At 60.2% G+C, this 21401-nt stretch carries 18 protein-coding genes; 15 read left to right on the top strand and 3 right to left on the bottom strand.

All coding sequences use genetic code 11. The features are described 5' to 3' along the window. Positions 1-12 precede the first annotated feature (12 nt). The 14 genes from sdhD (at position 13) to JNB91_RS04745 (ending at position 15978) form a co-directional block, all read left to right on the top strand. The gene (gene sdhD / locus JNB91_RS04810) at positions 13-393 is read left to right on the top strand and encodes a succinate dehydrogenase, hydrophobic membrane anchor protein (RefSeq protein WP_112509109.1); all 381 of its coding nucleotides are present in this window, start codon (positions 13-15) and stop codon (positions 391-393) included. Positions 394-399: 6 nt separating this feature from the next. Next, positions 400-2259, top strand: coding sequence for a succinate dehydrogenase flavoprotein subunit (gene sdhA, locus JNB91_RS04805; protein ID WP_220324392.1), 1860 nt, complete (start codon positions 400-402; stop codon positions 2257-2259). Positions 2260-2277: 18 nt separating this feature from the next. After that, positions 2278-3057, top strand: coding sequence for a succinate dehydrogenase iron-sulfur subunit (locus JNB91_RS04800; protein ID WP_220324391.1), 780 nt, complete (start codon positions 2278-2280; stop codon positions 3055-3057). A 212-nt stretch (positions 3058-3269) separates the two neighbouring features. Beyond that, the gene (locus JNB91_RS04795; protein ID WP_220324390.1) at positions 3270-3797 is read left to right on the top strand and encodes a protease inhibitor Inh/omp19 family protein; all 528 of its coding nucleotides are present in this window, start codon (positions 3270-3272) and stop codon (positions 3795-3797) included. Positions 3798-3817: 20 nt separating this feature from the next. Beyond that, on the top strand, positions 3818-4984 hold the full coding sequence (zapE, locus tag JNB91_RS04790; RefSeq protein ID WP_220324389.1) for a cell division protein ZapE: 1167 nt from the start codon (positions 3818-3820) through the stop codon (positions 4982-4984). A gap of 174 nt (positions 4985-5158) precedes the next feature. Next, positions 5159-6121 carry a malate dehydrogenase gene (gene mdh, locus JNB91_RS04785; protein WP_220324388.1) on the top strand — a complete coding sequence of 321 codons (963 nt, stop codon included), beginning with the start codon at positions 5159-5161 and terminating at the stop codon, positions 6119-6121. 69 nt (positions 6122-6190) lie between these two features. Beyond that, on the top strand, positions 6191-7384 hold the full coding sequence (sucC, locus tag JNB91_RS04780; protein WP_220324387.1) for an ADP-forming succinate--CoA ligase subunit beta: 1194 nt from the start codon (positions 6191-6193) through the stop codon (positions 7382-7384). 18 nt (positions 7385-7402) lie between these two features. Then, complete coding sequence (gene sucD / locus JNB91_RS04775; protein ID WP_220324386.1) at positions 7403-8308, top strand: succinate--CoA ligase subunit alpha; 906 nt, start codon at positions 7403-7405, stop codon at positions 8306-8308. Positions 8309-8513: 205 nt separating this feature from the next. Next, entirely contained in the window at positions 8514-11513 is a 3000-nt protein-coding gene (locus JNB91_RS04770) for a 2-oxoglutarate dehydrogenase E1 component (RefSeq protein WP_220324385.1), read from the top strand. 62 nt (positions 11514-11575) lie between these two features. Further along, on the top strand, positions 11576-12805 hold the full coding sequence (gene odhB / locus JNB91_RS04765) for a 2-oxoglutarate dehydrogenase complex dihydrolipoyllysine-residue succinyltransferase (protein WP_220324384.1): 1230 nt from the start codon (positions 11576-11578) through the stop codon (positions 12803-12805). A 38-nt stretch (positions 12806-12843) separates the two neighbouring features. Beyond that, the gene (locus JNB91_RS04760; RefSeq protein ID WP_220324383.1) at positions 12844-13257 is read left to right on the top strand and encodes an MAPEG family protein; all 414 of its coding nucleotides are present in this window, start codon (positions 12844-12846) and stop codon (positions 13255-13257) included. A gap of 12 nt (positions 13258-13269) precedes the next feature. Then, positions 13270-13911 carry a LysE family transporter gene (locus JNB91_RS04755; protein ID WP_220324382.1) on the top strand — a complete coding sequence of 214 codons (642 nt, stop codon included), beginning with the start codon at positions 13270-13272 and terminating at the stop codon, positions 13909-13911. A 62-nt stretch (positions 13912-13973) separates the two neighbouring features. Further along, complete coding sequence (gene lpdA / locus JNB91_RS04750; protein ID WP_220324381.1) at positions 13974-15380, top strand: dihydrolipoyl dehydrogenase; 1407 nt, start codon at positions 13974-13976, stop codon at positions 15378-15380. 109 nt (positions 15381-15489) lie between these two features. Continuing rightward, entirely contained in the window at positions 15490-15978 is a 489-nt protein-coding gene (locus JNB91_RS04745) for a cytochrome b (RefSeq protein ID WP_220324380.1), read from the top strand. 133 nt (positions 15979-16111) lie between these two features. On the opposite strand, the gene JNB91_RS04740 is transcribed toward JNB91_RS04745, so the two are convergent. The 3 genes from JNB91_RS04740 to JNB91_RS04730 form a co-directional block, all read right to left on the bottom strand. Beyond that, positions 16112-18109 carry a BCCT family transporter gene (locus tag JNB91_RS04740; RefSeq protein WP_223218059.1) on the bottom strand — a complete coding sequence of 666 codons (1998 nt, stop codon included), beginning with the start codon at positions 18107-18109 and terminating at the stop codon, positions 16112-16114. Positions 18110-18232: 123 nt separating this feature from the next. Further along, on the bottom strand, positions 18233-19300 hold the full coding sequence (locus JNB91_RS04735; RefSeq protein WP_220324379.1) for a TraB/GumN family protein: 1068 nt from the start codon (positions 19298-19300) through the stop codon (positions 18233-18235). Positions 19301-19380: 80 nt separating this feature from the next. Then, on the bottom strand, positions 19381-20316 hold the full coding sequence (locus JNB91_RS04730) for a tyrosine recombinase XerC (protein ID WP_220324378.1): 936 nt from the start codon (positions 20314-20316) through the stop codon (positions 19381-19383). Positions 20317-20454: 138 nt separating this feature from the next. Between JNB91_RS04730 and JNB91_RS04725 the strand changes: the two genes are divergently transcribed. Beyond that, positions 20455-21384 (top strand): GNAT family N-acetyltransferase, encoded by a 930-nt coding sequence (locus tag JNB91_RS04725; protein WP_220324377.1) that lies wholly within the window; start codon positions 20455-20457, stop codon positions 21382-21384. The last annotated feature ends 17 nt before the right edge of the window (positions 21385-21401 follow it).

Below are 21401 nucleotides of genomic sequence, written 5' to 3'. Positions count from 1 at the left end.
GGAGGAAACATCATGGATATGCGTACTCCCCTCGGCAAGGTTCGTGGTCTCGGATCGGCAAAGGACGGCACCGAACATTTCTGGATGCAGCGGATGTCTGCCGTGGCGCTGGTGCCGCTCGCCATCTTCTTCATCATCTTCCTGATCCGCTATGCAGGCGCTCCTTACGAGGAAGTCGTCGGCGCGCTGTCGAACCCGCTGATTGCCGTGCTGTTCGGCCTGATGATCGTGGCCGGTCTCGTGCACATGCGCATCGGCGTTCAGGAAATCATCGTCGACTACGTGCATCACGAAGGCTTCAAGTTCCTGGCCGTGATGCTCAATACATTTTTTGCAATGCTGATCGGTGGCCTCTGTCTCTTCGCCGTTCTGAAAATTGCGTTCGTAGGATAATCCATCATGGCATCCGTCACTCCGATTTCCCCGAATGGGGGCGCCCAGAACGGCAAAGCGTATAATTATGTCGACCATTCCTATGACGTGATCGTCGTCGGTGCCGGTGGCGCCGGTCTTCGCGCCACGCTCGGCATGGCCGAACAGGGGTTCAAGACCGCCTGCATCACCAAGGTTTTCCCGACGCGTTCGCATACCGTCGCGGCGCAGGGCGGCATTGCCGCCTCGCTGCAGAACATGACGCCGGACAGCTGGCAGTGGCACCTTTATGACACCGTCAAGGGTTCCGACTGGCTCGGCGATGTCGACGCCATGCAGTATATGGTCATGGAAGCGCCGAAGGCCGTTTACGAGCTCGAACACTACGGCGTGCCGTTCTCGCGTAACGAGGAAGGCAAGATCTACCAGCGTCCGTTCGGCGGCCACATGCAGAATTTCGGCGCAGGCCCGCCGGTACAGCGCACCTGTGCTGCGGCAGACCGTACCGGTCACGCCATCCTGCACACGCTTTACGGCCAGTCGCTGCGTAACAATGCGGAATTCTTCATCGAGTACTTTGCGCTCGACCTGATCATGTCGGATGACGGCAGCCGCTGCGAAGGCGTGGTTGCCTGGAACCTCGATGACGGCACGATCCATCGCTTTGCCGCCAAGATGGTGGTTCTGGCGACCGGCGGTTACGGCCGCGCCTATTTCTCGGCAACCTCTGCCCATACCTGCACCGGCGATGGTGGCGGTATGGTGGCGCGTGCCGGCCTGCCGCTGCAGGATATGGAATTCGTCCAGTTCCACCCGACCGGCATTTACGGCTCCGGCTGTCTGATCACCGAGGGTGCGCGTGGTGAAGGCGGTTATCTGGTCAATTCCGAGGGTGAGCGCTTCATGGAGCGTTACGCGCCTTCGGCCAAGGACCTTGCCTCGCGTGACGTCGTTTCGCGCTGCATGACGATGGAAATCCGTGAAGGCCGCGGCGTCGGCAAGAACAAGGACCACATCTTCCTGCATCTCGACCACCTCGATCCGGCCGTTCTGCATGAGCGCCTGCCGGGCATTTCGGAATCGGCAAAGATCTTTGCCGGCGTCGACGTGACCCGCGAGCCGATCCCGGTTCTGCCGACGGTTCACTACAATATGGGCGGCATTCCGACCAACTATTGGGGCGAAGTGCTGAACGCCGACAGCAATAATCCGGAAAGGATCATTCCGGGCCTGATGGCTGTGGGTGAAGCGGGCTGCGCTTCGGTTCACGGGGCGAACCGTCTCGGCTCCAACTCGCTGATCGACCTCGTGGTCTTCGGCCGCGCCGCTGCAATCCGCGCCGGCCAGGTTATCGACCGCGAAAGCGCTATTCCCGCGCTCAATGTTGCTGCCTGCGACAAGATCATGGACCGTTTCGACGGCCTGCGTCATGCAAATGGTGCAACGCCGACCGCGGTTCTGCGTGACAAGATGCAGCGCACGATGCAGGACGATGCCGCCGTGTTCCGTACGCAGGAATCGCTGGAATCCGGCTGCCGCCGCATGGATCAGATCTGGAGCGAGCTGCCGGACGTCAAGGTTACCGACCGTTCGATGATCTGGAACTCGGATCTCGTCGAGACGCTGGAACTGCATAACCTGATGGCGAATGCGATCACCACCGTCTATGGCGCCGAGGCCCGCAAGGAAAGCCGTGGTTCCCACGCTCGCGAGGACTTCACGGAAGGTGCATTTGCCGGCCGCGACGACGTCAACTGGCGCAAGCACACGCTTGCCTGGGTGGGCGAGAAGGGCGACGTCAAGCTCGATTACCGTCCGGTCCATACGGACCTGATCGCCGAAGGCATCGATCCCTACAAGATCGAGCCCAAGGCTCGCGTGTATTGATCCGGAGGGAACAGGACCATGGTTGAACTCGCTCTCCCCAAAAACTCGCAGATGTCCGAAGGCAAGGTATGGCCGAAGCCGGAAGGCGCCACGAACGTTCGCGAATACCGCATCTATCGCTGGAGCCCGGATGACGGCAAGAACCCGAGCATCGACACGTTCTATGTCGATCTCGACGATTGCGGCCCGATGGTGCTCGACGGTCTGCTCTACATCAAGAACAAGATCGACCCGACGCTGACGCTACGCCGTTCCTGTCGCGAAGGCATTTGCGGTTCCTGCGCGATGAATATCGACGGCACGAACACGCTGGCCTGCACCAAGGGCATGGAAGAGATCAACGGCACGGTTAAAGTCTATCCGCTGCCGCATATGCCGGTGGTGAAGGATCTCGTTCCCGACCTCAACAACTTCTACGCCCAGCATCGCTCGATCGAGCCCTGGCTGAAGACGGTGTCTCCGACGCCGGCGAAGGAGTGGAAGCAGAGCCATGAGGATCGTCTCAAGCTCGACGGTCTCTACGAGTGCATTCTGTGCGCCTGCTGCTCGACCTCCTGTCCGAGCTACTGGTGGAACGGCGACCGTTACCTCGGTCCTGCAGTTCTCTTGCAGGCCTATCGCTGGCTGATCGATAGCCGCGATGAAGCCAAGGGTGAGCGCCTCGACAATCTCGAGGATCCCTTCCGCCTTTATCGCTGCCATACGATCATGAACTGCGCCCAGGCCTGCCCGAAGGGGCTCAACCCGGCCAAGGCGATTGCCGAAATCAAGAAGATGATGGTCGAGCGCCGCGTCTAGTCTTTGAAAATACCAGGGCCGCAGCGTTTTCGTTGCGGCCTTGTTGTTTGTCTCGCTGCCCGCCGCGCACATCTATTTGAACGCGCAGATGGTCGCGATTGTGGCGGATTGGCCGGATACCCTTGATTAACCAAGGGCGTTTACGATATTCCCGGCAAATCTGTCGTGCCCGGTTGTGGTGCAGTGTGAAATAATCCGGACAGGAGTTTTTGATGCAGTTCAAATATGTGGCAACGGGTCTCGTGCTGACCTTGGCTCTGGCTGGATGTCAGCGGACTTCCTACAGCCCGTATAGTGACCTGCCTTCGCAGCCTGCTCCGCTTCAGGCCCAGCCGGTTCAGGGCGTGCAGGGTGGCCAGCTTCCGCCTCCGGGTGGCGCTTCGCAATATCCATCTGCACCGCAGGGTGGCCAGAACATGGCTTCGCTCGATCCGAATGCAGCGGCTCCTGCTACTGCGCTCGACGTGACCAAGGAGCAGATGGTCGGTAACTGGCGCGTTTCCAATGGCGGCGCATCCTGCGACATGTTCCTGACACTGACCAACCTCGGCAGCGGTTCGCGCGGCGGTACCCGCGGCTGCGCCGGTGAGTTGACGACCATGGGATCCTGGGAAGTCTCCGGCAAGATGGTTCAGTTCAAGAACCGTGCAGGCGACGTGATCGGCCGCGTTTACAAGAGCGCCGACAACCGTTTCGACGGCACGACGAATTCGGGCCAGCAGGTCAGCCTCAGCCGTTAATAATATAAGGGGCGTCCCTCGTGGAACCCATTCCGGAATATACGTCGAGCGTCTGCGAGGAGCTCAAGGCGCTGGCGGCGTCCGGCGTTCTGACGCCCGACAAGGCGCAGATGGAGGTCGCTGCCAGGCTTGACCGCGTGCTCGTTGCATTGCGCGAGGCAAAGCCTGCGAAAAAGTCGAGCGCGCTCGGCTGGCTGTTTGCCCGTCGCGGCAACGGCCATGCGGAAAAGGTGCGTGGACTTTATGTCTATGGCAGTGTCGGCCGCGGCAAGACCATGATCATGGACATGTTCTTCAAGAAGGCGCCCACGCAGAAAAAGCGTCGGGCGCATTTTCATGAGTTCATGGCCGATGTGCATAACCGCATCCACGAACAGCGGCAGAAGCTGAAACGGGGCGAAACGAAGCAGGCCGATCCGGTGCCGCCGGTTGCTGCGGCGCTTTATGCGGAAGCAGAGCTTCTGTGTTTCGATGAGTTCTCCGTCACCGACATTACCGATGCGATGATCCTGGCGCGGCTTTTTACCGAGTTGTTCGATCTCGGTTGCGTTCTGGTGGCGACATCCAACGTTGCGCCGGAAAATCTCTACAAGGATGGACTCAATCGCGGCCTGTTCCTGCCGTTTATCAGCCTTCTCGGCAATCATGTCGACGTTGTCACGCTCGATAGTCCAACCGATTACCGGATGCAGAAGAACGCCAATCTGCCGGTCTATCTGACGCCGCTCGATGGCCGTACGGATGCGGCGATGGAGGCGGCCTGGCATCAGGTTACCGATGGCGACAAGGTCGGGTCGATCGAGCTGCCGATGAAGGGGCGCAGTATTCATGTGCCCTCGGCGGTCGGGCGAGCTGCACGTTTCTCCTTCTCCGATCTCTGTGAAAAGCCGCTGGGGGCGTCTGATTATCTGGCGATCGCTGCCCGGTTCGATGTCGTCTTCGTCGATCACGTGCCGCAGCTCGGAGCGGAAAAGCGCAATGAAGTGAAGCGCTTCATCAATCTCGTCGATGCGCTCTACGATCAGTCCGTGCGGCTATTCATTTCGGCTGCGGCTGCGCCCGACGCGCTTCTGACGGAGCGCAGGGGGACGGAAGGTTTCGAGTTCGACCGCACGGTTTCGCGACTTTTCGAGATGCGCAGTGCTGAATACTTGGTGCTCCATAATGAGAAGCGGCAGCAAGTCTGACATATTTATGGCATAAATTCTTACGTTTACGTAACTCAAATCATATCTAACCGATTGAAAAATATAGTCTCAAAATAATCGTTTGCCATTTTTTGCAGATGAGGCTATCCGTGCTGCCGCAAGATGAGCCTGCGCTAACTTGCCGCAGGTCAGGATTTGAGAGGAAGCATTTCCATGTCGCGTAAGAAGATTGCACTTATTGGTTCTGGCATGATCGGTGGCACGCTGGCGCATCTGGCCAGCCTGAAGGAGCTGGGCGACGTCGTCCTCTTCGATATCGCCGACGGCATTCCGCAGGGCAAAGGTCTTGACATCGCGCAGTCCGGTCCCGTTGAAGGCTTCAATGCGAAGCTTGCCGGCGCCAGCGACTATGCTGCGATCGAAGGCGCAGACGTCTGCATCGTCACCGCAGGTGTTGCCCGCAAGCCGGGCATGAGCCGCGATGACCTGATCGGCATCAACCTCAAGGTCATGGAACAGGTCGGCGCCGGCATCAAGAAGTATGCCCCGAATGCTTTCGTCATCTGCATCACCAACCCGCTCGACGCGATGGTCTGGGCACTGCAGAAGTTCTCCGGCCTGCCGAAGAACAAGGTCGTCGGCATGGCCGGCGTGCTTGACTCGGCACGTTTCCGCCTCTTCCTCGCCGAAGAATTCAACGTTTCGGTCCAGGACGTCACCGCATTCGTTCTCGGCGGCCATGGCGACACGATGGTGCCGCTTGCTCGCTACTCGACGGTTGCCGGCGTTCCCCTCACCGACCTCGTCAAGATGGGCTGGACCACGCAGGAGAAGCTCGACCAGATCATTCAGCGCACCCGTGACGGCGGCGCAGAGATCGTTGGTCTCCTGAAGACCGGTTCGGCCTATTACGCTCCGGCCGCCTCGGCGATCGAGATGGCTGAATCCTACCTCAAGGACAAGAAGCGCGTCCTTCCGGTCGCCGCTCACCTGTCCGGCCAGTACGGCGTCAAGGACATGTATGTCGGCGTTCCGGTCGTTCTCGGTGCCGGCGGTGTCGAACGCATCGTCGAAGTCGAATTCAACAAGGACGAAGAAGCAGCCTTCCAGAAGTCGGTCGGCGCTGTTGCTGGTCTCTGCGAAGCCTGCATCGCTCTCGTTCCTTCGCTGAAATAATTCGGTTCTCGAAAAGTTCGGCGCTGGCTTTTGCCAGCGCTCACATCATTCAAATAGGGATCAAGCCCCATGAATATCCATGAATATCAGGCCAAAGCTCTTCTGAAGGGCTATGGTGCGCCCGTCGCCCAGGGCGTCGCCATCCTCAAGGTGGAAGAAGCCGAAGCTGCCGCAAAGCAGCTCCCGGGCCCGCTCTACGTGGTCAAGAGCCAGATCCATGCTGGCGGTCGCGGCAAGGGCAAGTTCAAGGAACTCGGCCCGGATGCCAAGGGCGGCGTTCGTCTGGCGAAGTCGATCGAGGAAGTCGTGGCGCACGCCAAGGACATGCTCGGTAACACGCTGGTTACCGCCCAGACCGGCGATGCCGGCAAGCAGGTAAACCGCCTCTATATCGAAGACGGTGCAGACATCGAGCGCGAACTCTACTGCTCGCTGCTGGTCGACCGCTCTGTCGGTCGCGTTGCCTTCGTCGTTTCGACCGAAGGCGGCATGGACATCGAAGCCGTTGCCCATGACACCCCTGAGAAGATCCACACGATCGCCATCGACCCGGAAACCGGTGTGACGGCTGACGACGTTGCCAAGATCTCCAAGGCTCTGGAACTGTCGGGCGCTGCCGCAGAAGATGCCAAGGGTCTCTTCCCGGCGCTCTACAAGGCGTTCGGCGAAAAGGACATGGCGCTCCTCGAAGTCAATCCGCTGATCGTCATGAAGGACGGCCATCTGCGCGTTCTCGACGCCAAGATGTCCTTCGACGGCAACGCGCTGTTCCGCCACGACGACGTCAAGGCGCTGCGCGACGAGACCGAAGAAGATTCTAAGGAAATCGAAGCCTCCAAGTGGGACCTCGCCTATGTTGCCCTCGACGGCAATATCGGCTGCATGGTCAATGGTGCCGGTCTCGCCATGGCGACGATGGACATCATCAAGCTTTACGGCAAGGAGCCGGCAAACTTCTGCGACGTCGGCGGTGGCGCCGGCAAGGAGAAGGTCGCGGCTGCCTTCAAGATCATCACCGCTGACCCGAAGGTCGAGGGCATCCTCGTCAACATCTTCGGCGGCATCATGCGTTGTGACGTCATCGCCGAAGGCGTTGTCGCAGCCGTTCAGGAAGTCGGCCTGAAGGTTCCGCTCGTCGTCCGCCTCGAAGGCACCAATGTCGAGCTTGGCAAGAAGATCCTCAACGAGTCCGGTCTGGCAATCACCGCCGCCGACGATCTCGATGACGCGGCGAAGAAGATCGTCGCGGCGATCAAAGCCTAATCTGGAAGGATCGAAAGAATGTCCATTCTCGTCAACAAAGACACGAAGGTCCTCGTTCAGGGCCTGACCGGCAAGACCGGTACCTTCCACACCGAACAGGCGCTGGCTTATTACGGCACCAAGATGGTCGGTGGCATTCACCCGAAGAAGGGTGGCGAAGCCTGGTCGTCGGGCGTCGACGGCACCTCGCTGCCGATCTTCGCTTCGGTTGCCGAAGGCAAGGAAAAGACCGGCGCAGACGCGACCGTGATCTACGTTCCGCCGGCAGGTGCCGCCGATGCGATCATCGAGGCGATCGAAGCCGAAATCCCGCTCATCACCTGCATCACCGAGGGTATCCCGGTCATGGACATGGTGCGCGTCAAGGCCAAGCTCGACAAGTCGAAGTCGCGCCTGCTCGGCCCGAACTGCCCGGGCGTTCTGACGCCGGAAGAATGCAAGATCGGCATCATGCCGGGCTCGATCTTCCGCAAGGGTTCGGTCGGTATCGTTTCGCGCTCCGGCACGCTGACCTATGAGGCCGTGTTCCAGACGTCGAACGAAGGCCTCGGCCAGACGACCGCTGTCGGCATCGGCGGCGACCCGGTCAAGGGCACCGAATTCATCGACATGCTGGAAATGTTCCTCGCGGACGAAGCCACCCAGTCGATCATCATGATCGGCGAAATCGGCGGTTCGGCTGAAGAAGAAGCAGCCCAGTTCCTGATCGACGAAGCCAAGAAGGGCCGCAAGAAACCGATGGCAGGCTTCATCGCCGGCCGTACGGCTCCGAAGGGCCGCACCATGGGCCACGCCGGCGCTGTCGTTTCCGGCGGCAAGGGCGATGCGGAATCCAAGATCGCAGCCATGGAAGCCGCAGGCATCAAGGTGTCTCCTTCCCCGGCACGCCTCGGCAAGACGCTGGTTGAAGTCCTCAAGGGCTGACGCCACATAACGGTCACTCGCCGCCGATAGACAGGTGGCGATGGACCTCAAGGTTTGGAACCCGCAGGCAGAGGCTTTTGCCTGCGGGTCAACCGTCACAAGACGGGCCGCTGCGGCGGCAAAACAGACACCAGGAGAATGCGGAACCGTCGAGGTCTTCGGTTCCGACCACGTGAGGAGGCGGGCGCGGCGCCCGCGATAGGCCATGTCCCGGCAAGAAGCCAACGAGCAGTTTCTGATCACTTCGTTCCTCGACGGCGCGAACGCCGTCTATATCGAACAACTTTATGCCAATTACGAAGCCGATCCGAATTCGGTTTCTGAAGAGTGGCAGGCCTTCTTCAAGGCCCTGGCCGACAGCCCCGAAGACGTGAAGAAGGCAGCGCAGGGCGCTTCCTGGAAGCGTTCGAACTGGCCGATCGCAGCCGGTGGCGATCTCGTTTCCGCTCTCGACGGCAACTGGCCGGTGGTGGAAAAAGCAATTGAGACCAAGGTCAAGGCGAAGGCTGAAGCCGCTGCCGCCGCCAAGGGCGCCCCCGTCAACGAAGCCGACGTTCATCAGGCGAGCCGCGACAGCGTGCGCGCCATCATGATGATCCGCGCCTACCGCATGCGCGGCCATCTGCATGCCAAGCTCGATCCACTCGGCATCGCAAGTCCGGTCGAGGATTATAACGAGCTGTCGCCGAAGTCCTACGGCTTCGAAGAGGCCGACTACGACCGCAAGATCTTCATCGACAACGTTCTGGGCATGGAATACGCGACCGTTCGCGAGATGATCGCGATCCTGGAGCGCACCTATTGCTCGACGATCGGCGTCGAGTTCATGCATATGTCGAGCCCGGAAGAAAAGGCCTGGATCCAGGAACGGATCGAAGGTCCGGACAAGGGCGTCGCCTTCACCCCGGAAGGCAAGAAGGCGATCCTTTCCAAGCTGATCGAAGGCGAAGGCTACGAGCAGTTCCTCGACGTCAAGTTCAAGGGCACCAAGCGTTTCGGCCTCGATGGCGGCGAAGCGCTGATCCCGGCGCTCGAACAGATCATCAAGCGCGGCGGCCAGCTGGGTCTTGAAGAAGTCATCGTCGGCATGGCCCACCGCGGCCGTCTGAACGTGCTGACCAACGTCATGGGCAAGCCGCACCGCGCCGTGTTCCACGAGTTCAAGGGCGGTTCGTTCAAGCCTGACGAAGTCGAAGGTTCGGGCGACGTGAAGTACCATCTCGGTGCCTCTTCCGACCGCGAATTCGACGGCAACAAAGTTCACCTGTCGCTGACCGCAAACCCTTCCCACCTCGAGATCGTCAACCCGGTCGTCATGGGTAAGGCCCGCGCCAAGCAGGACATGCTGGCCAAGGTCTGGGAAAAGGACAACATCATCCCACTTTCAGAGCGCTCCAAGGTCCTGCCGCTGCTCCTGCACGGCGATGCGGCCTTTGCGGGCCAGGGCGTGGTTGCCGAAATCCTCGGCCTGTCGGGTCTTCGCGGTCACCGCGTTGCCGGCACGATGCACGTCATCATCAACAACCAGATCGGCTTCACCACCAATCCTGGTTTTTCGCGCTCGTCTCCATACCCGTCCGACGTAGCAAAAATGATCGAAGCACCGATCTTCCACGTCAACGGTGACGATCCGGAAGCGGTTACCTATGCCGCCAAGGTTGCGACCGAATACCGGATGAAGTTCCACAAGCCGGTCGTACTCGACATGTTCTGCTACCGTCGCTTCGGCCATAACGAAGGCGACGAGCCGGCGTTCACCCAGCCGAAGATGTACAAGGTCATCCGCGCCCACAAGGCCGTGGCCGAGATCTATGCCGAACGTCTGGTTGGCGAAGGCGTGTTGACGGATGCCGAATTCGACAAGATGAAGGCCGACTGGCGTGCGCATCTGGACGCCGAGTTCGAAGCCGGCCAGGCCTACAAGCCGAACAAGGCCGACTGGCTGGACGGCCAGTGGTCGGGTCTGCGTTCCGCCGACGATGCCGACGAACAGCGTCGCGGCAAGACCTCGATGCCGATGAAGAGCCTCAAGGAAATCGGCCGCAAGCTGTCGACCATTCCGGAAGGTTTCAACGCGCACCGCACGATCAAGCGCTTCATGGAAAACCGTGCGCAGATGGTCGAGACCGGCGAAGGCCTCGACTGGGCGATGGCGGAAGCCTTTGCTTTCGGTTCGCTCTGCGTCGAAGGCACGAAGATTCGTCTCTCCGGTCAGGATTGCGAACGCGGCACCTTCTCGCAGCGCCACTCGGTTCTTTACGATCAGGACACGGAAGAGCGCTACATCCCGCTTGCCAACCTGCAGCCGGGCCAGGGCAAGTATGAAGTCATCAACTCCATGCTGTCTGAAGAAGCCGTTCTCGGCTTCGAATACGGTTACTCGCTGGCCCGCCCGAATGCGCTGACGCTCTGGGAAGCCCAGTTCGGCGACTTCGCCAACGGTGCGCAGGTCGTGTTCGACCAGTTCATCTCGTCTGGCGAACGCAAGTGGCTGCGCATGTCCGGTCTCGTCTGCCTCCTGCCGCATGGCTATGAAGGTCAGGGTCCGGAACATTCGTCGGCACGCCTGGAACGCTTCCTGCAGCTCTGCGCGGAAGACAATATGCAGGTCGCCAACGTTACGACGCCGGCCAACTACTTCCACATCCTGCGCCGCCAGGTGAAGCGCGACTTCCGCAAGCCGCTGATCCTGATGACGCCGAAGTCCTTGCTGCGCCACAAGCGTGCGACCTCTTCGCTGGCGGAACTGGCGGGCGAAAGCTCGTTCCACCGCCTGCTGTGGGACGATGCGGAAGTGATCAAGGACGGCCCGATCAAGCTGCAGAAGGACGCCAAGATCCGTCGCGTCGTGATGTGCACCGGTAAGGTCTATTACGACCTTCTGGAAGAGCGCGAAAAGCGCGGCATCGACGATGTCTATCTGCTGCGTATCGAACAGCTCTACCCGTTCCCGGCCAAGGCTCTGATCAACGAGCTGTCGCGCTTCAAGAACGCGGAAATGGTCTGGTGCCAGGAAGAGCCGAAGAACATGGGTGCATGGGCGTTCATCGACCCGTACCTGGAATGGGTTCTGGCGCATATTGATGCCAAGTATCAGCGCGTCCGCTACACGGGCCGCCCGGCTGCAGCTTCGCCTGCGACCGGCCTGATGTCGAAGCATCTGGCACAGCTCGAAGCCTTCCTCGAAGACGCATTGGGCGGCTGACTTTTCAGCCGTCTCCCCTCACTTGTTCGAAACGAAATCCTTAAGAAAAACGGAAACAGATCATGGCCACCGAAATCCGCGTCCCAACCCTCGGCGAGTCCGTCAGCGAGGCGACCGTCGGCACCTGGTTCAAGAAGGTCGGCGATACCGTCAAGGCTGACGAGCCTCTGGTCGAACTGGAAACCGACAAGGTTACCGTCGAAGTTCCGGCCCCGGCTTCCGGCGTCCTGACCGAAATCGTTGCTCAGAACGGCGAGACCGTCGGTCTCGACGCGCTGCTCGGCCAGATCGCAGAAGGTGCTGCCGGTGCTGCCACCGCCGCTCCGGCTGCAAAGCCTGCCGAAGCTGCTCCTGCTGCCGCACCGGCGCCTGCCGCCGCTGCGCCGGCTGGTGGTTCTTCGATGCCGGCTGCTCCGGCTGCTGCCAAGGTTGCCGCCGACAACAACATTTCGACCGCCGACATCGACGGTTCGGGCAAGCGCGGCCAGGTTCTGAAGGGCGACGTTCTCGCCGCCATCGCCAAGGGTCCGTCGGCTTCGGCCCCGGCTGCCGCTCCGGCCGCACCGCGTCCGGTTTCGTCGGCTGAGGACGCACCGCGCGAAGAGCGCGTAAAGATGACCCGTCTGCGCCAGACGATCGCCAAGCGCCTCAAGGATGCACAGAACACTGCCGCCATGCTGACCACCTATAACGAGGTGGACATGTCGGCTGTGATGGACCTGCGCAACCGCTACAAGGACGTGTTCGAGAAGAAGCACGGCGTAAAGCTGGGCTTCATGGGCTTCTTCACCAAGGCCGTGACCCACGCGCTGAAGGAACTGCCGGCCGTCAACGCCGAGATCGACGGCACCGACATCATCTACAAGAACTACTGCCATGTCGGCATGGCTGTCGGCACCGACAAGGGCCTCGTCGTCCCGGTCATCCGTGACGCCGACCAGCGTTCGATCGCCGGTGTCGAAAAGGAACTCGGTCGTCTTGCCAAGGCTGCCCGTGACGGCTCGCTCGGCATGGCCGACATGCAGGGCGGCACCTTCACCATCACCAATGGCGGCGTCTACGGTTCGCTGATGTCCTCGCCGATCCTGAATGCGCCGCAGTCGGGTATTCTCGGCATGCACAAGATCCAGGAGCGCCCGGTCGTCGTCGGCGGCCAGATCGTCATTCGTCCGATGATGTATCTCGCGCTCTCCTACGATCACCGCATCGTCGACGGCAAGGAAGCGGTCACCTTCCTCGTTCGCGTCAAGGAAAGCCTGGAAGATCCGGAACGTCTGGTTCTCGATCTCTAAGACTTCAAGCCTAACATCCTGAATTAAGGGAGAGCAGCATGGAACCCGCTTCGGCAAATGCGACCCATCTCGTGGTGGTACTTTGCTTAAGCGTGGTCCTGCTGCTCTTTCATATTCTGCTGCAAGGTTTTCTTGCGACGCGTGAACTGGGTTCCAAATGGAATGCAGGGCCGCGCGACGGAGATCTGACGCCGAAGAATGCGGCGGCGGGGCGTGCTGCGCGTGCCTCGAAGAACTATCAGGAAACCTATCCAGCCTTTATCGGCCTGCTTCTCGGTCTCGCCTTCATCGGTGACCCGACCGGGCTCGGCATCGGTGGCGCCTGGGTGTGGCTGATTGCGCGGATTGCCTATGTTCCGCTTTATCTGGCGGGCATTCCCTATGTCCGCTCGATGGTATGGCTCTTGAGCCTTGCCGGACTGCTGATCATGATGGCCGCTCTGCTGCTCTAGAGGTTATTCAACATGCATGCCTATATGATCGAACTGATCTCGCTGATGGCGATCTTCTCCTTTGCGATCATCTCGCCGGGGGCGGATCTTGCGATGGTGATGCGTCAGGCGCTGGTGCATGGCCGTCGGCAGGCGATCATCACCAGCTTCGGCATCGGCGCGGCGCTTATGTTCCATGTCAGCTACACGATCCTCGGGCTCGGGCTGATCATCTCGCAGTCGGTCTATCTCTTCAACATCGTCAAATGGCTGGGCGTCGCTTATCTCGTCTATATCGGCATCAAGGCCTTGAGGGCCGGCCGGACGGAGATCACGGTTTCGCCTGAGGCGCAGGGTGAGGCTGCCAAGGCTCAATCGGCTTTGAAGGCATTCACGCTCGGATTTGCCGCCAATGCGCTCAATCCGAAGGCGGTGTTCTTCTTCCTGTCGATCTTCTCCACCATCGTCCACGCGCATACGCCGATGGCGATCAAGTTCGGCTATGGGACCGTGATGGCAAGCTGCCTGATCCTGTGGTTCGTCGGCGTCAGCACATTCATGACGACGCCGCGCATGCGGGCGGCGTTTTCACGTGCCAGCAAGTGGATCGACCGGACCAGCGGCGTGGTGTTCATCGCGCTCGGAATTAAACTCGCAACTGAAAAAGCGGCCTGAGGGCCATTCTCGAAACGCTGGCGGGAATGAGCCTGCCAAAACCAGAAATCAGGAATTAAAACATGGCTTATGATGTCGTCGTTATCGGAAGCGGTCCGGGTGGTTATGTCTGCGCAATCAAGGCAGCGCAGCTCGGCCTGAAGGTCGCGGTCGTCGAAAAGCGCGCCACCTATGGCGGCACTTGCCTCAACGTTGGCTGCATTCCGTCCAAGGCCCTGTTGCACGCGTCGGAAATGTTCCATCAGGTTGCCCATGGCGTCGACACGCTGGGCGTCGAGGTTGCAGCACCGACGCTGAACCTGACCAAGATGATGGCGCACAAGGATGCGACCATCAAGTCGAACACCGACGGCGTCGCCTTCCTGTTCAAGAAGAACAAGATCGACGGCTTTATCGGCACCGGCAAGATCGTTGCGGCCGGCAAGGTTTCCGTCACGGGTGAAGACGGCAAGGTTCAGGAACTCGAGACGAAGAATATTGTCATCGCCACTGGTTCCGACGTCGCCGGCATTCCGGGCGTCAATGTCGAGATCGACGAGAAGGTCATCGTGTCCTCGACCGGTGCGATTTCGCTCGACAAGGTTCCGCAGACCATGATCGTCGTCGGCGGCGGCGTTATCGGTCTGGAACTCGGCTCGGTCTGGATGCGTCTCGGCGCCAAGGTCACCGTCATCGAATATCTCGACAAGCTGCTCGGCGCGATGGATGCCGACGTGTCGAAGCAGTTCCAGCGGATGATTGCTAAGCAGGGCATGGATATCCGCACCGAAGCCAAGGTGACGGCCGTCGAAAAGACCGCCACCGGCGCAAAGGTCACCTATGAGCCGGTCAAGGGCGGCGATGCCGTGACCGTCGAAGCCGACGTGGTTCTGATCTCCACCGGCCGTAAGCCTTACACCGAAGGTCTCGGGCTGGAAGCTGCAGGCGTTGCACTCGACAACCGTGGCCGCGTCGAGATCGACCACGGCTTCAAGACCAATGTTGCCGGCATCTACGCGATCGGCGACGTGGTGAAGGGCCCGATGCTGGCGCACAAGGCGGAAGACGAGGGTGTTGCTCTCGCCGAAATCCTGTCCGGCCAGCATGGTCACGTGAACTATGATGTCATTCCGGGCGTCGTCTACACCCAGCCGGAAGTCGCTTCTGTCGGCAAGACGGAAGAGGAGCTGAAGGCTGCAGGCATTGCCTACAAGGTCGGCAAGTTCCCGTTCACTGCCAACGGCCGCGCCCGCGCCATGTTGGCGACCGACGGTTTCGTCAAGATCCTCGCGGACAAGGAAACCGACCGGGTTCTCGGCGGTCACATCGTCGGCTTCGGCGCCGGCGAGATGATCCACGAGATCACCGTTCTGATGGAATTCTCCGGCTCGTCGGAAGATCTCGGCCGCACCTGCCATGCGCACCCGACCATGTCGGAAGCGGTCAAGGAGGCAGCCCTTTCGACCTTCGCCAAGCCGATCCATATGTAATCGGTCCGAAAGATCACACATGCGAAAGGCGGGATTTCGGTCCCGCCTTTTTCTTTTCCGCATCTGTCCTAAACTTCATGTCCTTGGCCCATTTCAAGAGGTGACGGACATGAAGACCGCATTCTCTCTGTCGCAGCGCATCCTGCACTGGCTGATGGCCGTGCTGATCCTGTTCAATCTCGTGTTTTCCGATGCGATGACGGTCTTCGGGGAACTCTATTTCGGCGACAAACCGATCCCGCCCGACATCATGACATCCGCCAATATCCATGCCTATGTAGGAATTGCGATCCTGGCGCTGGCCCTGACCCGGCTCTGTCTTCGCATCGCGCTCGGTGCGCCGCCGCATCCCGAAGTGGAGCCTGCCTTTTCGCGAATCGTCGCAACAATTGTGCATTGGTCGCTCTACGCAATGTTCATCATCATGCCGCTTGCCGGGATCGGGGCCTTCTATTTCAAGAACAGCATGGCGGCATTCGCTCATATCGGCTGGATGAAGACGGTCCTGTGGGTGCTGATCTGTCTGCACATTCTCGGTGTGCTGGTGCATCAGTTCTATTGGAAGACTAACATCTTGCGCCGGATGACGAGCGGGTGAGTGCGATTTTGTATTGTTTTGTCGTCATCCTCGGGCCTGTCCCGAGCATCTGCTAGGCCTGATTTCTGGCACCGTGGTCGATCCTCGGGACAAGCCCGAGGATGACGAAATATCAGGACGTTACGTTCCGCCTTCACGCCCTGACGGCGTGAAGATACTGGAAGTGGCGGTCGTATTGGGCGAGCACGTCCTGAATCAGTTCCTCGCGGGTGAGGCCCATGACGTCGTAATCCTGACCGCCGTCTGAGAGGAAAACCTCGGCGCGGTAATATTTGTCGGCGCGCTGGCGATTACTCTGGCTTTCGATGAAGCTGTAGCTCGGCATGTCGTAAGGGCGGACGCGGATTCCGTAGGAGAATTCCTCCTCGCCGCCCGGTGCGACGATCATCTTCAGGCGATTGTCGTCGTGATGAATTTCCGCTTCGAGCGAGCGTTTGCGCAACTCTTCTGCGACGTCCTCCAAGGCGGGCGCGGCAACTTCAGCCAGGAATTTTGCCACTTCCGACTTGCGCGGATAGCTGATGATGCCGTGCAATTGCCTTTGCCAGCTGACGGATTTTCGGGGCCGCAGGCTCTGGACCAGAGCATTCTGACGAACTCCCTCGCGCCGCAGACCCTGGAACAGGCCCCAGCACATCAGGAGCATGACGAAGGTGAAGGGTAGGGCGCCGGCGATCGAGGCCGTCTGCAGGGCATCGAGCCCGCCTGCCGCAAGCAGGACTGCGCCGATGACGCCGCCGGTGATGGCCCAGAAAACACGACGAGCGACCGGACCGTCCTCACGACCACCCGATGTCAGCGTGTCGATGACAAGGGCGGAGGAATCCGCGCCGGTGACGAAGAAGAAGACGATCAGCGCCATGGCGAACCATGAGACATAGACGCCTGCCGGGAACTGTTCGAGGAAAACGAAGAGCGCCAGCGTCACATCCTTGGCAACCGCATCGGATACGGCCGTCGTCTGGCCGGTCAGGTGCATGGCAAGAGCGGTATCTCCGAAAACGGTCATCCAGGCGAAGCTGAAGCCGGCGGGTACGAGCAGGACGCCGAAGATGAACTGACGGATGGTGCGGCCGCGCGAGATCCGGGCGATGAACATGCCGACAAACGGCGACCAGGCGATCCACCAGCCCCAATAAAAGAGCGTCCAGTCGCCCAGCCATTCGCCCGGCTGCTCGTTCGGGGCGTAGGCGTACATGTAGAAAGTGCGCAGCACGAACTGGTCGAGATAGGCGCCGAAATTCTGCACGAAAGCTCGCAGAAGGAAGGTCGTCGGCCCCATGATGAAGACGAAGGCCATCAGGGCGATCGCCATGATCATGTTGAGGTTGGAGAGGAACTTGATGCCCTTGTCGAGACCGGTGGCAACCGAGATGGTGGCCATGCCGGTGATGACGATGATGAGCGGCAACTGCACCCAGAAATCCATCGGCCAGCCCAGCACGTGGGCAAAGCCGGCATTGACCTGCAGCACGCCAAGGCCGAGCGAGGTAGCGACCCCAAACAGGGTGCCGATAACGGCGAAGGTGTCGACTGCGTTGCCTATCGGACCGTAGATGCGCTCGCCGACGATCGGGTAGAGCGCGGAACGCATGGTGAGGGGCAGGCCGTGGCGATAGGAAAAATAGGCAAGCGACAGGCCGATGACTGCATAGACCGCCCAGGCATGCAGGCCCCAGTGGAAATAACTGATTTCCATCGCCGTTCGCGCCGCGGCAATCGTTGCCGGATCGCCGGTCGGCGGCTTGGTGAAATGATTGACGGGTTCCGCCACGCCGAAGAAGACGAGGCCGATGCCCATGCCGGCGGCAAACAGCATGGAGAACCATGCGGGGTAGCTGAAATCAGGTTCCGAATGGTTCGGCCCGAGCTTGATATTGCCGTAGCTCGAAACGCCGAGATAGAGCATCAGCATCAGGAAAATGGCCACCGCGAGGAGGTAGATCCAGCCGAGTTCGGTAACGATCCAGCTCTGCACAGCGGCAAAAGCGGCGGCGGATGCCTCAGGCGCGAGCACGCCCGACAGGACGAACAGAATGGTGATGCCGACGGACCAGAAAAATACGGGCCGGTTGACGCCCTCCATCAAACCCACTTTGCGGGAGGGTGGTGTTTCGCTCGCGTCTGCCATGGATGCCCCTTGCGCTTACCCGTTAAATCACGGTGGCGACCCATGTTTTAGCCTCGCCACATAAGCGGGATATGGAGCTATTGGTCTGTCCGCCAAGTGGTCGGGAACATAACCGAGAAGTCGTCAGATTGCGGGCGTGAGGGTGAAACCCTGTTTGCGCAGCAGTTCCACCAGGCCGTCTTCGCCGGGCAGGTGGAGAGCGCCGACAGCCATGAAGACGTTGCCTTCGCTGAGGATTGGTGCTGCGCGTTCTGCCATGAGGTGGTTGCGCTTCGTCACGATCAGTTCCTCGAACTCGGCATAACCGGCATTGTCACTGCCGTCTGGCGCTACCTGCTTGAGGAAAGGCATGGTGAAGCCGATCTCGCCGGTGAGGTAGAGCTGCGTCATCGTCTCGAAAACGTCATTCATTTTCGGGCCGAGCTTGATCGTTTCAACCAGCGACTTCAGGTGCATCTCGGTCGGGATAGACGCCATGGCGGTGAGCTGTTCGGCGAGCGTTTCCAGGCCCTTTACCGGTTTTCCCTCGGCTGCGGCATCAAGCGCGATGCGCTTGTCGAGGAAGGCGGTGTTTCCCTTGCGGGCGAGTTCGCAGGCCGGCAGCGACACGAGTGACATCAGCATCCAGGGCTGCATGCGCGAAACGGTCGCCAGCGGAATGCCACGCTTCTTCAGGCCTTCGTCGAGGACGGTAAGATCCTCAGGGTTCATCAGCTTTTCGATGGTCTTTCCATCGGGGAGCATGGTCAGTTCCGGTTTCGCGAGAAGGCCGGCCATTGCCCTCTTGTCGTCGAGGATCTCGTTGGATTCGATGACGATCGTCTCGGCGTCAGTGAGCGCCTTGTCGGCACCGGGCGGCATCTTGAGGACGCGCGGATCGGTGACGTGCATTGTGCCGAGCAGATATGAGGTCGCAACACCCGGCTTTTCTATTTTCCAGAAAATGCCCTTGGCGTTCGGGATCTTTTCGGCTTCCGCAAGCGCCTTGGCATAAGCATCCGGATTTTCTGATTTCATCTCATCGACGAGGTTAACCCCGTGGCAGGCAGCTTCCTGTGCATCGGCGGATGACAGCATGCCGAGCACCAGGATCAGCGAGGCGAGGGCCGCGACATGCAGCAATGCGAGCAGCCAGAGGGCAAAGCCCTGCAGGCGTTCGAAAAGGGGGCTGTCGAGGAATGAAGAATTCATGTCACGGATCCGGATTAATCGACCCAAAACGTATCACTGCCGCTTCGACAGGTGCTTAACGCAAGTGGTTAACAGTTAGTTCACGCGCGTGGATGGGCGCGGTCATAGACTTCCAGCAGGCGCGAGGTATCGACGCCGGTATAGACCTGGGTGGTCGACAGGCTGGTATGGCCGAGCAGTTCCTGAATGGTCCGCAAATCGCCGCCGCCGGCTAGCAGATGGGTAGCGAAAGAGTGGCGCAGCGCATGGGGCGTGGCGGTATCCGGCAGGCCGAAGGCGCTTCTCAATTTCTGCATCTGACGCTGGATGATCGCCGGCTGCAGCGGGCCGCCGCGTGCGCCGCGGAAAAGCGGCTTCTCATCGGTCAGGTGGTAGGGGCAGATATCGCGGTAACGGGTGACGGTTTCGGCGACGACCGGCAGAAGCGGCACGATGCGGGTCTTGCCGCCTTTGCCCTTGATGCGCAGCGTTGTCGTGCCCGGCTCGATCTCACCGGGAAGAAGCCCAAGCGCTTCGGAAATACGCAGGCCGCAGCCATAGAGAAGTGCGAGAACCGCGGCATCGCGTGCGGCGATCCAGGGCTCGTCCTGAAGCTGGGTTTCTGTCGCGGTCAGGCTGGTCGCCTGCCGGTCGCTCAGCGGCTTGGGAAGCGATTTAGGCTGTTTTGGCGCGCGCACGGCGCCGGCTGCTGCAGCATTTACCAGTCCCTGGCGTTCCATGTAGCTGAGGAAAGATCGGAGGCCTGCAAGGTGGCGGCCGAGCGAGCGGGAACCGGAACCGTCGCGGCGGCGGGCGGCGAGAAAGGAGCGCAGGTCTGCCGGGCGAAGCGTGTGGATGTCAGCGATCTTCGGCGGGCCGGCGAGATGACCGGTCAGGAAGGTGAGGAATTGCCGTGTGTCGCGCTCATAGGCATCGAGCGTATTGGGCGACAACCGGCGCTCGTCCTTCAGGCTTTCCAGCCATTCGTGGCGCTTGGCGGCAAGATCGGGCGCGGCAATGATCAGCAGTTCGTTCAAACGTCTCGACCGTTGATTTTGGTGGAAAGGAGCACCAGATTGCTACCGACAGCGTTACGGAAATACTAAGCCTTTCGCCGTCCGCCAAAGTTTTATCATACAGGGCTGCCACAAGGTTGCCCTGCGCAAGGAGTTTGTATGGCCCGCCGTGACAATTCGACGACCTTCAGTCAATTCGCGGAGACCATCACACTCAATTCCCGCGGCCGGCCGGGGCATATCGTCGATACGCTGATCGGTGAGCGCGGCCAGCGGATTGTCGGCAGCCCGTTCTGGCCGGTGATGCGACCGTTTCTCTACACGCTGCTGCGATATGGGAAAGCCATCGAATTTGCCGACGACGTCGCGCCGAAAAGCGGCTTCCAGTGCTTCGAATATATGAGCGATCTCTTGAAATTGCAGATCGCAGCCAAGCATGCCGAGCGGATCCCGGAAAAGGGCGGCTTCATTCTGGTCAGCAACCACCCGACCGGCATTGCCGATGGAGTGGCGGTCTTCGACCTGTTGAAGGCGAAGCGGCCGGACCTGATGGTGTTTGCCAATCGCGATGCAGTGCGCGTCAATCCACGCTTTGCCGAGATGATCATCCCGGTCGAATGGCGCGAAGAATATAAGAGCAAGCTGAAGACCCGCGAGACGCTGGTTCTGACCAACAAGGCGGTCGAGGACGGCAAGGTGATGGTGCTGTTTCCGTCCGGCCGCATCGCCTATTGGGAAGGCGGCAAGCTCAACGAACGGCCGTGGAAGACGTCGGCTGTCAGCCTCGCACGCAAATACAATCTGCCGATCCTGCCGATCCATATCACGGCTCGTAATTCCGGCCTGTTCTACTGGTTCGCCAAGTGGTCGACCGAGTTGCGCGACATGACGGTGTTCTACGAACTTCTGAACAAGAAGGGCAATAGGTTCGATTTCACTGTCGGCCACTTGATCCAGCCGGAGGAACTTGAAGGCGATCCGGCGGATGTGACCAAGGCGTTGGAGAACCATACGGTTTTTGATCTGGCGAAGGATGGTGATGCGCGGTTTGCCGGTCTCGGTGAGCCGGACGTGGTCTCCGCCGCTTAAGCCGATTACCGGTCACC

The sequence above is a fragment of the Aliirhizobium wenxiniae genome, from assembly GCF_019511445.1.
In the GTDB taxonomy this organism is placed as follows: domain Bacteria; phylum Pseudomonadota; class Alphaproteobacteria; order Rhizobiales; family Rhizobiaceae; genus Neorhizobium; species Neorhizobium wenxiniae_A.
Note: the sequence above shows the minus strand (reverse complement) of the source record. Positions and strands in the feature narration are given on the sequence as shown.